Annotated in this window: 15 protein-coding genes and 1 tRNA gene; 7 read left to right on the top strand and 9 right to left on the bottom strand. The window is 63.2% G+C overall.

Features of this window, described 5'->3' with window-relative positions; translation table 11 throughout:
• Nucleotides 1-2 precede the first annotated feature (2 nt).
• Together AC2A04_RS11905 and mgtE are read right to left on the bottom strand one after the other, a co-directional pair.
• Nucleotides 3-410 (bottom strand): DUF1489 domain-containing protein, encoded by a 408-nt coding sequence (locus AC2A04_RS11905; protein ID WP_484212550.1) that lies wholly within the window; start codon nt 408-410, stop codon nt 3-5.
• Between the two features lie 126 nt (nt 411-536).
• A complete protein-coding gene (gene mgtE / locus AC2A04_RS11900; RefSeq protein ID WP_484212549.1) occupies nt 537-1985 on the bottom strand; it encodes a magnesium transporter in 1449 nt (482 codons plus the stop codon).
• A 112-nt stretch (nt 1986-2097) separates the two neighbouring features.
• Here mgtE and AC2A04_RS11895 point away from each other — a divergent pair, with 112 nt between their 5' ends.
• Nucleotides 2098-2553 (top strand): peptidylprolyl isomerase, encoded by a 456-nt coding sequence (locus AC2A04_RS11895; protein ID WP_484212548.1) that lies wholly within the window; start codon nt 2098-2100, stop codon nt 2551-2553.
• A 76-nt stretch (nt 2554-2629) separates the two neighbouring features.
• Here the strand turns inward: AC2A04_RS11895 and AC2A04_RS11890 are convergent.
• Nucleotides 2630-2706: transfer RNA gene (locus tag AC2A04_RS11890), tRNA-Pro, on the bottom strand.
• Between the two features lie 60 nt (nt 2707-2766).
• Between AC2A04_RS11890 and AC2A04_RS11885 the strand changes: the two genes are divergently transcribed.
• Together AC2A04_RS11885 and AC2A04_RS11880 are read left to right on the top strand one after the other, a co-directional pair.
• A complete protein-coding gene (locus AC2A04_RS11885) occupies nt 2767-3126 on the top strand; it encodes an ArsR/SmtB family transcription factor (protein WP_484212547.1) in 360 nt (119 codons plus the stop codon).
• A gap of 100 nt (nt 3127-3226) precedes the next feature.
• A complete protein-coding gene (locus tag AC2A04_RS11880) occupies nt 3227-3814 on the top strand; it encodes an HD domain-containing protein (RefSeq protein ID WP_484212546.1) in 588 nt (195 codons plus the stop codon).
• 18 nt (nt 3815-3832) lie between these two features.
• Here the strand turns inward: AC2A04_RS11880 and AC2A04_RS11875 are convergent, their stop codons facing one another.
• Both AC2A04_RS11875 and folE read right to left on the bottom strand, forming a co-directional pair.
• On the bottom strand, nt 3833-4801 hold the full coding sequence (locus AC2A04_RS11875; protein ID WP_484212545.1) for an NAD(P)/FAD-dependent oxidoreductase: 969 nt from the start codon (nt 4799-4801) through the stop codon (nt 3833-3835).
• A 19-nt stretch (nt 4802-4820) separates the two neighbouring features.
• Nucleotides 4821-5417 (bottom strand): GTP cyclohydrolase I FolE, encoded by a 597-nt coding sequence (folE, locus tag AC2A04_RS11870; protein ID WP_484212678.1) that lies wholly within the window; start codon nt 5415-5417, stop codon nt 4821-4823.
• A 165-nt stretch (nt 5418-5582) separates the two neighbouring features.
• On the opposite strand from folE, the gene AC2A04_RS11865 reads away from it, so the two are divergent.
• A complete protein-coding gene (locus AC2A04_RS11865; protein ID WP_484212544.1) occupies nt 5583-6173 on the top strand; it encodes a LuxR C-terminal-related transcriptional regulator in 591 nt (196 codons plus the stop codon).
• A 10-nt stretch (nt 6174-6183) separates the two neighbouring features.
• On the opposite strand, the gene AC2A04_RS11860 is transcribed toward AC2A04_RS11865, so the two are convergent.
• Complete coding sequence (locus AC2A04_RS11860) at nt 6184-7062, bottom strand: sensor histidine kinase (RefSeq protein ID WP_484212543.1); 879 nt, start codon at nt 7060-7062, stop codon at nt 6184-6186.
• Between the two features lie 305 nt (nt 7063-7367).
• Nucleotides 7368-7739: a hypothetical protein gene (locus AC2A04_RS11855; protein ID WP_484212542.1), complete on the bottom strand. Its 372-nt coding sequence runs from the start codon at nt 7737-7739 to the stop codon at nt 7368-7370.
• A 165-nt stretch (nt 7740-7904) separates the two neighbouring features.
• Between AC2A04_RS11855 and AC2A04_RS11850 the strand changes: the two genes are divergently transcribed.
• The 3 genes from AC2A04_RS11850 (at nt 7905) to AC2A04_RS11840 (ending at nt 9705) form a co-directional block, all read left to right on the top strand.
• The gene (locus AC2A04_RS11850; RefSeq protein ID WP_484212541.1) at nt 7905-8291 is read left to right on the top strand and encodes a protocatechuate 4,5-dioxygenase subunit alpha; all 387 of its coding nucleotides are present in this window, start codon (nt 7905-7907) and stop codon (nt 8289-8291) included.
• On the top strand, nt 8291-9133 hold the full coding sequence (locus AC2A04_RS11845) for a class III extradiol dioxygenase family protein (protein ID WP_484212540.1): 843 nt from the start codon (nt 8291-8293) through the stop codon (nt 9131-9133). The genes AC2A04_RS11850 and AC2A04_RS11845 overlap by 1 nt, the downstream gene beginning before the upstream one ends.
• 245 nt (nt 9134-9378) lie before the next feature.
• Nucleotides 9379-9705 carry a GIY-YIG nuclease family protein gene (locus AC2A04_RS11840; protein ID WP_484212539.1) on the top strand — a complete coding sequence of 109 codons (327 nt, stop codon included), beginning with the start codon at nt 9379-9381 and terminating at the stop codon, nt 9703-9705.
• Nucleotides 9706-9831: 126 nt separating this feature from the next.
• On the opposite strand, the gene AC2A04_RS11835 is transcribed toward AC2A04_RS11840, so the two are convergent.
• The gene (locus tag AC2A04_RS11835; protein ID WP_484212538.1) at nt 9832-10458 is read right to left on the bottom strand and encodes a response regulator; all 627 of its coding nucleotides are present in this window, start codon (nt 10456-10458) and stop codon (nt 9832-9834) included.
• The gene (locus tag AC2A04_RS11830; protein WP_484212537.1) at nt 10455-12095 is read right to left on the bottom strand and encodes a sensor histidine kinase; all 1641 of its coding nucleotides are present in this window, start codon (nt 12093-12095) and stop codon (nt 10455-10457) included. The genes AC2A04_RS11835 and AC2A04_RS11830 overlap by 4 nt, the downstream gene beginning before the upstream one ends.
• Nucleotides 12096-12312 lie beyond the last annotated feature (217 nt).

Raw genomic sequence — 12312 nt, 5'->3', positions numbered from 1 at the left:
GGTCAGACCAGCCCCAGCTTCGCCAGATCCGCCGCGATCTGCGCAGGCAGCACTTCGCCCGCCTCGCCGTCGGCCAGATCCTTTGGCGCGTCGGCGTCTTCCAGATAGCGCCAGCCCTGGTGCGCGCGCTTGGGGCTGGGGTGAACGTCGATCAGTCTGGTCGAGATCACGATGTTCGTGCGCCCGCCATCGGCCTCCTCGAAGCCGAGGATTTCGGACCGCGCGACCAGCTGATGCTTGTGGATCCAGAACAGCGAACTGCCGATCATTTCGGCGGCGCGCTTGGGGCGGTTCTTGGTGGTCAGCCGCGCTTCGCTGGCATCGCCGCGCCGTCCGCCGCTGGAGAACCACTCATGGATCTCGGCCAGCGACTGCGCGCCATAGGCAACCTTGGTCATGTGCAGCGGCATGCAGCTAAACCACACCAAGAGTCGTCATTGCTAGCGCAGCGAAGCAAACCAGAGCCTCTCGCGCCGTGCTCTGGATTGCTTCGCCACGCTCGCAATGACGAATGGTAATGATCAACGGCATTGGAATCACCCGGCCAGCCCGCTCAGCACGGCAAGGCCAAGGAACGAGAAGAAGCCCATGACATCGGTCGCCATCGTCACGAATACGGCAGAAGATACAGCCGGATCGACCTTGAGCCGATCGAGCGTGACCGGCACCATGATCCCGGCAAGGCCCGCTACCAGGTTGTTGATCACCATCGCCGCGCCGATCACCGCGCCCAGCAGCGGATTCCCGAACAGCAGCGCCGTGCCGGTGCCGATCAGCAGGCCCAGCGTCGCACCGTTGGTGGCCGCGATGCGCAATTCGCGCAGGATCATGCGCACGGTGTTCGAACTGGTCAGCTGGTTGGTCGCGATCGCGCGCACCACCACGGCCAGCGTTTGCGTGCCGGCATTGCCGCCCATGCCCGAAACGATCGGCATCAAAACCGCCAGAAGCGCAAAGCGCGCGATCGCTCCCTGGAACATGCCGACCACCGAGGCCGCGACCAGCGCCGTGCCGAGGTTCACCACCAGCCAGGTCAGGCGCGTGCGCACCGTGAGCAGGATCGGCTCGTTGATGTCGCCATCGCCCGCGCCCGACAGGCGCAGGATGTCCTCGCTCGCCTCTTCCTGGATGATGTGCACGATGTCGTCGACCGTGATCTGGCCGACCAGCCGCCCACTCTCGTCCACCACGGCGGCGGAAATCAGTGCGTATTTCTGGAAGCGCAGCGCCACTTCTTCCTGATCCATCGTCACCGGGATCAGGGTCTGGTCGCGCTTCATCACGTCGGACAGGAGGACGCTGCGCGGCGCGCGCAGGATCCACGCCAACTGGCACGTGCCCAGCGGATGGTGCTTGGGATCGACGATGAACACTTCCCAGAACTCGGTGGGAAGATCGTCGTTGCGACGCAGGAAATCGATCAGGTCGCCAACCGTCATCGCCTCGGGCACCGCGATCAGGTCGCGGCTCATCAGGCGCCCGGCGGTCTCTTCCGGATAGGACAGCGCCGATTCGATGGCGGCGCGGTCTTCGGGCTCCATCTCGGCGAGGACCGCCTGCTGGTCCTCCTCGTCGAGATCCTCGATCAGGGCGACGGCGTCGTCCGTCTCCATCTGCTCGGCAAGGTCGGCAACCTCGTCGGGATCGAGTTCCTCGACCAGCAGCTCGCGCACGTGGTCGTTCAGTTCGGCGAGCACTTCGCCGCCCATCAGGTCGTTGATCGCGCGCGCAAGCGCGACGCGGTCGTCCCGATCGATCAGCTCGAACAGATCGGCGATGTCGGCGGGGTGAAGCGGTTCTACGAGATTGTAGACCGTCTCATGTTCGCCGCTCTCGAGCGCTTCTGCAACCTTGCGCACGAAGCCGGGGCGCAGGGTGTTGTCTTCCTCGTCGAGGCTTTCCGAATGGCGCGAGGGCTCGGCCGCCGGGACGATGTCGTCCTCGTCGGGGAGCAGGGTTTCGGCAAGGTCCTCGTCGCGCTCCATCAGGGGCGGGGTTAGCCATTGGACGGGCAATTGCAACCGCCTAGCAGACCTATGCGTGACTTTATGGGGGAAGGCCCTATATCGGCGCGCAAACAGGAAGGAATTGCTACCAATGGCTGACGAAAACCTCGTTCTCACGCTCGATTCGGGCGACGTCGTGATCAAGCTGCGCCCCGATCTCGCTCCCGGTCACGTCGAACGGATCAAGGAGCTTGTGGGCGAAGGCTTCTACAACGGCGTCAAGTTTCACCGCGTGATCCCCGGTTTCATGGCACAGGGCGGCTGTCCGCAGGGCACCGGCATGGGCGGTTCGGACAAGCCCGACCTCCAGGCCGAATTCAATGCCGAACCGCACGTGCGCGGCGTCTGCTCGATGGCCCGCACCAGCTATCCGCACTCGGCCAACAGCCAGTTCTTCATCTGCTTCGACGATGCCCGCTTCCTCGACAAGCAGTACACCGTCTGGGGCCAGGTCGTCAGCGGCATGGAACACGTCGATGCGCTGCCCAAGGGCGAACCGCCGGCAAACCCCGGCGTGATCAAGGAAGCCAAGGTCGTCGCGGCCTGATCCTTTCGATCCACAGCACGAAAAAGGGCGGCACCCGAAAGGTTGCCGCCCTTTTTTCTGTTCCTGATCAGGAAAGTGGTCGGGGAGATAGGATTCGAACCTACGACCCTCTGGTCCCAAACCAGATGCGCTACCAGGCTGCGCTACTCCCCGACGAGGGCCCCCCTAGGCGGTTGCGCCTTTGGGGGCAAGGCAGTTTTGCCGCGAATATGCGTGGCGGCTTGCACGCGCGGCCCGGCGCGCTATCTGCTGGAAGTGATGAAGCCCGCAAATCTTGCAGACCTGAAGACCAACGCCGCGCAGATGGCGGCGCGGATGCGCACGATGAGCCATCCCGAACGGCTGCTGATGCTGTGCCGCATGGATGAGGGCGAGGTCTCGGTCGGCGAACTGGTCGAACTTACCGGCCTCTCGCAGTCGGCGGTCTCGCAGCATCTCGCTCGCCTGCGCGATGAGGATGCGGTCGAGACGCGCGTTGCTGCACAAGTGCGTTTCTACAGCCTCAAGGATGAAGTCGTGCGCGCGATCATCCACGCCCTGTGCGAGATCTGCGAAAAGCGCGGCGGCACCTGACCGCCTCGTCGCGTATTTCAAATCATGGAAAATGCGATAGTCTGCACCGCGCGCGACTGCCCGATTACCGGGCGGCGCGAGGGACGAGGATGTCGTGTCCATGGACGACCTGCCGACCGCGCAATTCCATTCGATGACCGAAGGCACGCAAGCGGACTGGGATGCGATCATGACGCATCTCAAGCCCTATTCGCGCAATGGCGGCGCGCGCGTGCTTGACCACTTGCGCCTGCTCGAAGGTGATTGCGGCGGCTTTGCGGTAGACCGGTTGACACATTGCCTCCAGACCGCCACCCGCGCGCACCGCGATGGCCGGGACGAAGCTTATGTCGTCATGGCCCTGCTGCACGATATCGGCGATACGCTGGGTGCCTACAATCACCCCGATGTGGCTGCCGCGATCCTCAAGCCGTTCGTCTCCGAGGAACTGCTGTGGATCGTCCAGCATCATGGCATCTTCCAGGGCTACAATTTCTTTCAGTTCCTCGGGCTTGATCGCAACATGCGCGACCGCTTCGAGGGGCACGAACACTACGCCGCCACAGCCGAATTCATCGACAAGTACGATTGTCCCTCGTTCGATCCGGATTACGACACATTGCCGTTGTCCTTCTTCGAGCCGATGGTCATGCGCCTGTTCGAATATCCGCGCACCAGCATCTACAAGAAGGCGCTGGCCCAGGGCTGAGGCGAGGTCTCGCTCAGCTTACGCCGCTGCCTGCTGCGCCGAATCCAGAATGCGGCTCGCCAGCGTCTTGCCAGATAACCAGGCGTTTTCCACGCGCGGCCCGAGCAGCCAGTCACCGCACACCCCGATCCGCGACGTGCTGCTCCACAGCGCGCCAAGGTTGCTTCCGGTCGACATCGCATAGCGCCACCGATGCGCCGATTGCACCACCGGCTGCGGCATCACGATCCCCAAAGACTTGCCAAGCGAGAGCAGCAATTGATGGGCAACCTGCTCGGCGGGACACTCGATGTTGTCTGCCGACCATTGCGGATTGGCCTGCACTACCCAGGTTTCAGGCCCTTCGCGCCCCGGCTTGGCGACATTGCGCGCGGCCCAGCTGACCAGGCCTGCATCGCGCACGGTATCGCGCGAGGTCGGCAGGCGTGCGTCGAAGGCGAACATCCCGGTCCAGCACGGTTGAGAACGTGCCGCCAGGGCAGTCGAAGCGAGCGAAAGGTCATGGAGTGCAACGATCGCTGCAGCCTGTTCGGGAGGCAGCGAAACCACTACAGTGTCGAACGGTCCGCTCTGCACGCGTTCGCCGCTGGCAGCGTCGCCTGTAAGGTGCCAGGCGCCATCCCTGCGTACCAGACCACGCACGTGCCAGCCGAACCGCACATCGTGCTGATCGGCCATGTCGCGCACGACCGCGCTCATCGCCGGGACGCCCACCCACGCGCCCGTGCCGGCTGCCGGCCATGGTGCGGCTACCCCACCGGCCGACCAGCGCGCCACTTGCGCCATGAAGCCCGGGTCGCGGACGGTGAAGTATTGTGCTCCGTGGTCGAACTGGACCTCGCCGAGGGGCGTTTCCATCCGGCGGGTAGACATTCGTCCGCCAGGGCCGCGGCCCTTGTCGAACAGGGACACTTCGTGACCCGCATGGCGCAGACGGTCTGCGCAGGAAAGACCGGCCATGCCGGCTCCGACGATTGCAACACGCATGGTGATCGCCGTCCGGGCCTTAACCACGTCCCATCAACGCCAGCACTTCCTTGCGGCTGCTCGCGTCATTCAGGAAGCAACCGAGCATGCGGCTGGTTACCATCCCCACGCCATGAGTCTTCACGCCGCGCCCGGTCATGCAACCGTGCTGCGCTTCGATCACCACGGCAACGCCGTGGGGCTGGAGATTGTCCCAGATGCACTGGGCTACCTCAGCCGTCAGGCGCTCCTGCACCTGCAGGCGCTGGGCATAGCCGTGCAGCACGCGCGCCAGCTTGGAAATGCCGACGACGCGGTCACGGGGCAGGTAGGCGATCGATGCCGTCCCGGTGATCGGCGCCATGTGATGTTCGCAGTGGCTCTGGAACGGGATGTCGCGCAGCAGGACGACCTCGTCATAGCCGCCCACTTCCTCGAACGTGCGCGAAAGATGCACGCCCGGATCGTTGGCATATCCGCTGCAATTTTCGCGCCACGCCCTCGCGACGCGCTTGGGTGTATCAAGCAGACCCTCACGTTCCGGTTCGTCTCCCGACCAGCGGATCAGCGTGCGGATGGCGTCCTGCACTTCGGCAGGAACGGCTATCTTGCCATCCTCGCCCATGACGTCGGCCATGCCAGACGATGCGGCAAGGGAAGGGGACAGGACGTTCATCAGCGGCGGCTCCGGCAAGGCAGGGGGTTCGGCAATGCTGTCCGGATGCGCGTCGGCCCGTTCCGGAACAACACGGACCAAAGGGCACGCATTGGAAACTGGCCCTGACGTGCCTATAGTGAGGTCATGTCTATATCCGAGATGATCGCTTCCAGCCCGACGGCCGCCGTCATCAGCAACCCGCGCCTGCCGGACAACCCCATCATTGCCTGCAATGATGCGTTTGTCGAACTCACCGGCTATTCGCGCGAAGAGATCATCGGACGCAACTGCCGCTTCCTGCGTGGTTCGGCGACCGAAGACGACAAGGCGCTGACGCTGCGCGAAGGCATCTGGCGCAAGCAACCGGTCATGGTCGAGATCCTGAACTACAAGAAGGATGGCACGCCATTCCGCAACGCGGTCATGGTCGCGCCGATCTTCGATGCCTCGGGCGAACTTGAATACTACCTTGGCTCGCAGGTGGAAGTTGGCGAAGACCAGGCCCAGGCCAATGACGCGCGCCGCAACTTTGCGGCAGATCGCGTCGAACGCCTCAGTCGGCGCCAGAAGGAAATCCTCGTTCTCATGGCGGCGGGCAAGCTCAACAAGCAGATCGCTTATGAACTCGGCCTGAGCGAGCGTACCGTGAAGATGCACCGCTCCGCTGTGCTCAAGGGCCTCGAGGTCAAGACCAGCGCAGACGCGATCCGCGTGGCCATCGAAGCCGGGTTCTAGAACGCCCTGCCTACGCTGCCGTCTGCCGCTCGACCGAGGTCGTTACCGGGCGAGCGCCCTCTATGCGAATTTCGCACCAGACGCCTTCAGGGTCGAAGTTGAGGTCAATCGCCGCGATGCCTGGCTGTGCCGTCAGCAGCTTGGAGCCCACTCCGCTATAGTCTGGCACCGCGACGCGCGGGCCTCCGCGCTCGATCCACATTAGGTACAGGGTCGATCCATCGGGGCCGAGAAACCAGTTGAGATCGACCCGACCGGTCTCGTTCGACAGCGCACCATGGCCGATCGCGTTCGAACACAATTCGTGCAGCGTCATTATCAGCGGAATGCAGCTGTCGGCTGGCAGCTTGCACGGTTCGCCACTCAGCCGGATGCGACCTTCACGGTCGAACGGCGCAATTGTCTGGCTTGCGAGTTGGGGTAATCGCCCGTCGCTTTCGGCGCCAATCTGCAAGAGGTCGGTCGAATTGGCGAGCCCTTCGATCCGCAGCGAGAATTCCTTGTAGAAATCCAAGGCGGAGCGAGCCTTTGCCCCGCGCGTGGCCAGCGTCTGGATCATCGTCAGCATGTTGCGCACCCGGTGGCGCATTTCGCGGCTGTACTGCTCCTGCGCCGCGTTGGCCTCCTCGACCTCACGCACGGCGCGTCGCACCATCGATCCCATGGTCAGAATCATCCCGGCCGAAAGCGCAAACATCGCGAAGAACACCACGCGTGCCGGAGTTACCTCGTAGAACCACGCCCCACCGCCGAACACGCGCTGCGCAAAAAAGGCGGTGACCATGGCGAAGACGATGGCGAACCGCAATTCGAGCACCAGCGACGCGATCAGCAGACTTGGCCAATAGGTCAGGAAGGGAAGGCCGAGCGCGCCTGTATCGATGGACATGCGCAAGGCAGTGGGCGCAAGGATAAGCCCTGCAATCCACAATAGCGATTCGCCAAAAGTCCGGTCACGCCTGATCAGCGCACGGACGAACCGGTTCCGACGCGCCTCACCAACACTCAACTCTAATCTCCTGGAATGCGGCCTCAGCCACAGCAACATATCTCGACGTGGTGTGTTCCAATGGCCAATATGCCCAAGCCCATGGCGCCAGCAATGCTTAACGGTTGTTTTACCGCTATTTGGTGGGCAAAAATGAGGGGTATTTCGTGGGTTTTTCAGTGATTTTTCATTGAGTTGCCCGCGAATCATGCCGCGTCGGGCAACACGATCCGGCCTGCAGGCTCCAGCCGCAGCGCGTCGGCCAGCTCGATAACGTCCGCCACTGCCCGTGCTTCGTCCAGCGTCAGTCCTTCAAAACCGGGCAAGAACGCGCGGCAGGTCTGCAGCAGGTTGGCAGGCGACCGTTCAAGTTCCGAACGGTATTCGTCCAGCGTACGGCACCCGTCGATCTCGCTCCATGCGATGCCGCTGGGCGAGGGTCGTTCATGATAGGCCCAGAGCGCATGAATCGCGCGCTCGACCGCGAGGCGCGCCTGCTCCACCACCGCACCACCCGATGCACGGGCCTTGAGGCGTTGGCGATAGCGGCGCTGGCGTTCGGCATTTGTCAGGGGCATGGCGTAAATATACCTATGGATCAAGGATTTGGGCAATCCGTTACGTTACTTAGGTGCGCACGATTTCACGACGCCCGACTTTGACATCGATCAAGGCGAATATTGTATGTGTTGCATATGATTTCTTCATGCCGGACGCCCCAGGTCCGGCCGGGAGATCAAGGCATGACAATCGATCCGGCACTTGCGGAAAAGGCGCGGAGGCGCGCCATTCCCCTGTTCGATGGCGATCTCGCCACGCGCGGCTATGCCCTCAACGCGATGTGCTTCTCGTTCAACGAAAAGGCCAACCGCGAGGCCTTCCTTGCCGACGAGGAGGCCTATTGCGCCCGCTTCAACCTGACTCCGCAGCAGCGCAGGGCCGTCGCCAACCGCGATGTGCTCGCTATGCTCGATGCCGGTGGCAACGTCTATTACCTCGCCAAGCTGGCCGGCATCTTCGGCCTTGGCGTGCAGGACCTCGGCGCCCTGCAGACCGGCATGTCGGTCGATGAATTCAAGGCCATGCTCGTCACCTGGGCCGACAAGATTCCGAACAAGGAGAACGCATGATGGCCAATGTGATCGGCGGCTTTTTCACCAGCCACGTCCCTGGCATCGGCGGCGCGATCATGCGCGGCGATCAGGACACGCCCTACTGGAAACCGTTCTTTGACGGCTTTCCCCCAATTCGCGAATGGCTGGCCGAGGCAAAGCCGGACGTTGCGGTCGTGTTCTCCAACGACCACGGCCTTAACTTCTTCCTCGACAAGATGCCGACCTTCGCGGTCGGCGCAGCACCTGCTTACGACAACGCCGACGAGGGCTGGGGCCTGCCGGTCTACAAGAGCTTCACCGGCCACCCCGCGCTGTCATGGCACGTGATCGACAGTCTCGTGCGCGATGAGTTCGACATCACCACCTGCCAGAAGATGCTGGTCGATCACGCCGTCTCGATCCCGTTCGAACTGGTCTATCCGGGCGCGGAAAGCTGGCCGATCAAGTTGATCCCGATATCGATCAACACCGTGCAATATCCGCTGCCCAGCCCCAGGCGCTGCCTCGCATTGGGCCGCGCAGTCCACCGCGCGCTGCAATCCTGGGGCGGGGACGAACGCATCCTCGTCTGCGGCACCGGCGGGCTCTCGCACCAGCTCGACGGCCCGCGCGCGGGGTTCATGAACCCCGATTACGACCTGTTCTGCCTGGACAACCTCGCCGCCAACCCCGACGCGCTGACCGGCCACACCGCCGAGCAAGTCGCCGAACTCGCGGGCACCCAGGGTGTCGAAATCCTCAACTGGATCGCCGCGCGCGGCGCACTGGGCGATGCGCCCCTGACCGAAGTCAGCCGCAACTACCACATCCCCATCAGCAACACCGCCGCCGCGAGCCTCCTGCTGGAACCCGCCTGAACACAAGCGTCCCGCCAAAGGCCGGGACACCCCAACCTCCCCTCCCGGTTCTGAGCCTGTCGAAGGGGCCGGGGGGAGGGCCTGTCAAGGCGCGCTGCAATGGCATGTTTTGAGGTTCAGGAGGTTTAGGGCGAATGGCGGGAAGTGGGTGGATGATGGAAAACTCCTCAAACAAGCCACCGTCGCCCCGTGCTTGACACGGGGCTTGGCTTCCCTTGCGACCTCACGTTTGGCATGACGGCCCGATGGACAAGGGTGGCTGGGTCTCCATCATGGCAAACCGCTATCGTGGCGGGATGTATGTTGGCGTCACCTGTGATCTGATCCGTCGCGTATGGCAGCATCGTGAGGGTGACGGCTCGATCCACGTGAGCGACTTTGGCAAGACAAGGCTGGTCTACGCCGAACGCCACGGGGAAATCGAACCCGCGATCGCACGCGAAAAACTGGTCAAGAAATGGCGCCGAGAATGGAAATTCGCTCTGATCGAGGCGGACAATCCGGAGTGGTTGGACCTTTGGGACCAGTGGTACCCGGCGGTGGAAGCGGCACGAGGCGACGTCGAAAGGTAGCCAAGCCCCGTGTCAAGCACGGGGCGACGACGATGATGGGGGTTGTTGCACGCGAATGTCCGCAACTGGTCCTGTCCTGACACTCCGCTATCAGGCCGAAATCACCAAAACCAGACGCGCCGACCCTCACCCATCCTGCTCATTCACCGCCAGCAGCGCCAGCTCGGTGCGGTTGTCGATCCCAAGCTTCTGGTACATCGTGTGGAGGTAGACCTTCACCGTGCCCTCGCCGATGCCCATTTCGGCGCCGATGTCGCGGTTGCGCAGGCCGCGTGCGACGAGCGCGGCGATCTTGCGTTCGCGCGGGTTGAGCTTGCCAAGCGGCCCTTGTGAATCGGGTTTGAGCGAAAGATCGAGCGCGCGCTGCAAAAAGTCCGGCCCGATCGCCTTCTGGCCCGCATGGACCTTGTCGAGCACGTCGACCAGCCCGTCCTCGGCGCCGTCCTTCGAGACGATGCCGTCCACCCCGGCGCGCATCACCGACATCAGCTGGCGGTCGTTGATCTCGGCGGTCAGCAGCACGACCTTGCGCTTGTCACCGCGTTCGCGCAGCGCTTCGAGCGCCTGAACCCCGTTCATCCCCGGCATGTTGATGTCGAGCAGCACGATCGAGGGATCGTGCGTCTTGATCGCGTCCAGCGTTTCCTCGCCGCTGGCGGTTGCCGCAACGATCGAGAAGCGCGTGCCGCGCAGCACCGCTTCCACGCCTGCGCGGATGAAGCCATGATCGTCGGCTACCAGAACGGGTATCATGCGGGTTCTCCGGATCGGATGGCGATCTCGAGCCGAGCGCCATCAGTGTTGCTGTGCATGTCGAAACTGCCCCCAAGTGCCGCCACGCGCTCGCTGATCGAGCGCGGATGGATCGCCTCGGGCGTGTCAGGAAAACCTGTGCCGTCGTCGGCGATGCTCAGGTTGAGCATACCCGATTTCTGCGAGAGTTCCACGCGCACATTGCGGCACTTGCCATGGCGGACGGCATTGGCGATCGCCTCGCGCACCAGCTGGCGCACTTCGTGCGAAAGCTGGAGGGGAACCGTCAGTGGATCGTCCGGCAGGACAAGTTCGGTCTTTATGTGCCAGTGCGCGCCGGCCTCGGCCAGAAGGTCACGCAGGTCATCGGCCATTTCGGTGCGGCGGTCACCGTCCTCGCCCCGGCGCAGGCGTTCGATCAACTGGCGCAACTGTCCCTGCTCGCGCCGAAGCGCGTTCTTGATAGAATCGATCTCGCCTTCGGGATCGTTGCCTTCACGGATCCACCGCCGCAGCGCTTCCAGCCGGAACAGTGTGCCCGCCAGGAACTGGGCAACGCTGTCATGCAGATCACGCGCAACCGCGTGGCGCACGCCGGTTTCGGCAGCGCTTCGTGCAAGCGACGCCATGTCCTCGCGGTCGAGCGCTGCGCCCACCTGCTCTGAAATGTCCTGCATGATGCGCAGGTCGTCCGGCCCGAGCGAATTGCAGTTCCAGGCAATCAGCACGCCCGTGCCCGTTGCGCTGCGCACCGGCACCATGATGCCTTCCTCGACACCGAACTCGGCTGCCAGCGACGACATCGCATCGCCTCTTGCCGCAACCACGCCGGAATTGCCCAGGAACAGGCGCCGGCTCCGGATGGTGTTGAAGATCATCGGCACCCGCAGCGAATCGGTTTCCTCGTCCCAACGCGCGGGCCCTGCGCGCTCGCGCGTGATGCCCGAACTGCTCAGGTGGCGAAGCTCCACCCACGGCTCCTCGTTCGCGCCGAAAGCCAGAACGGCATTGCGCGCGCCCAGCACCGAAGCTGTCACGCTCAGCGCGCAATCGAGCAGAGCGTCGCGACGGTTGCCCAGAAGTCCCGGCGGCTCGGGCACATGGAACATGCGTCCATTGCCACGCGACATGCTCAACCAGATCAGGATGCAGGACAGCAGGATCATGTAGATTACCCGGCGTGAGAACCGGAAGAGATCGATTTGCAGCCCCATCTGATAGAGCACGAAGCCGAACAGGAGATTGGTCGTCAGCAGCACGACCGCGGTCAGGGCCGTCGCGCGCCAGTGCCATCGCGCCATGGCGGTCACCAGCAGAAAGGCCGCAAAAGCAAGGAAAGGGCTCTGGAATTCGGTGAAGGGGCTTTCGGTGAAATAGACTGCGGTGATGAACACCGCGATATCTATCCCCTGCGCCAGCGGTGCCAGCCTGAAGTCGAACCACCAGCTTCGCCAGGCGATCACCATCAGGATCGCCGTCCAGAGAAGATATCCGCTCGCAAGCAGGTATCCGCCGGCAATGCCGCGCACCGGCACCGCCGGATCAAGCCAGAGAGCAAGCAGGAACGCCAGTGCCAGAATGGCCCTGCCGGTCGCGATGACCCTGCCTGTCTTGCGTGTCAGTACGCTGCCGTCCAATCCCAAACCCCTGATTCGCCATGGGCACATTGCACCAGGCACGTGTCCGCGAACAGTGCGGCCGCAATCGATCGCAGGAATGTTCGAAAAAAATTCATTAACCCTTTCCGTATCGATCCGGACCTTCACCTGACGAAAGGTCGATTGGAAAGTGCATTCGAATCAGGCACTATAGTAGCCAAAGGCGTTTACCCTTTTACATGGGCCCTGACGTCTC

This window comes from Novosphingobium sp. HNCC26DJ243 (assembly GCF_057180545.1).
This window is presented reverse-complemented; position numbering and strand designations above follow the sequence as displayed.

Coding starts and splice junctions, on each gene's coding strand:
- AC2A04_RS11905 (WP_484212550.1), bottom strand. CDS start 410: ATGCCGCTGCACATGACCAAGGTTGCCTATGGCGCGCAGTCGCTGGCC.
- mgtE (WP_484212549.1), bottom strand. CDS start 1,985: ATGGAGCGCGACGAGGACCTTGCCGAAACCCTGCTCCCCGACGAGGAC.
- AC2A04_RS11895 (WP_484212548.1), top strand. CDS start 2,098: ATGGCTGACGAAAACCTCGTTCTCACGCTCGATTCGGGCGACGTCGTG.
- AC2A04_RS11880 (WP_484212546.1), top strand. CDS start 3,227: ATGGACGACCTGCCGACCGCGCAATTCCATTCGATGACCGAAGGCACG.
- AC2A04_RS11875 (WP_484212545.1), bottom strand. CDS start 4,801: ATGCGTGTTGCAATCGTCGGAGCCGGCATGGCCGGTCTTTCCTGCGCA.
- folE (WP_484212678.1), bottom strand. CDS start 5,417: ATGGCCGACGTCATGGGCGAGGATGGCAAGATAGCCGTTCCTGCCGAA.
- AC2A04_RS11865 (WP_484212544.1), top strand. CDS start 5,583: ATGTCTATATCCGAGATGATCGCTTCCAGCCCGACGGCCGCCGTCATC.
- AC2A04_RS11860 (WP_484212543.1), bottom strand. CDS start 7,062: ATGTCCATCGATACAGGCGCGCTCGGCCTTCCCTTCCTGACCTATTGG.
- AC2A04_RS11855 (WP_484212542.1), bottom strand. CDS start 7,739: ATGCCCCTGACAAATGCCGAACGCCAGCGCCGCTATCGCCAACGCCTC.
- AC2A04_RS11850 (WP_484212541.1), top strand. CDS start 7,905: ATGACAATCGATCCGGCACTTGCGGAAAAGGCGCGGAGGCGCGCCATT.
- AC2A04_RS11845 (WP_484212540.1), top strand. CDS start 8,291: ATGGCCAATGTGATCGGCGGCTTTTTCACCAGCCACGTCCCTGGCATC.
- AC2A04_RS11840 (WP_484212539.1), top strand. CDS start 9,379: ATGGACAAGGGTGGCTGGGTCTCCATCATGGCAAACCGCTATCGTGGC.
- AC2A04_RS11835 (WP_484212538.1), bottom strand. CDS start 10,458: ATGATACCCGTTCTGGTAGCCGACGATCATGGCTTCATCCGCGCAGGC.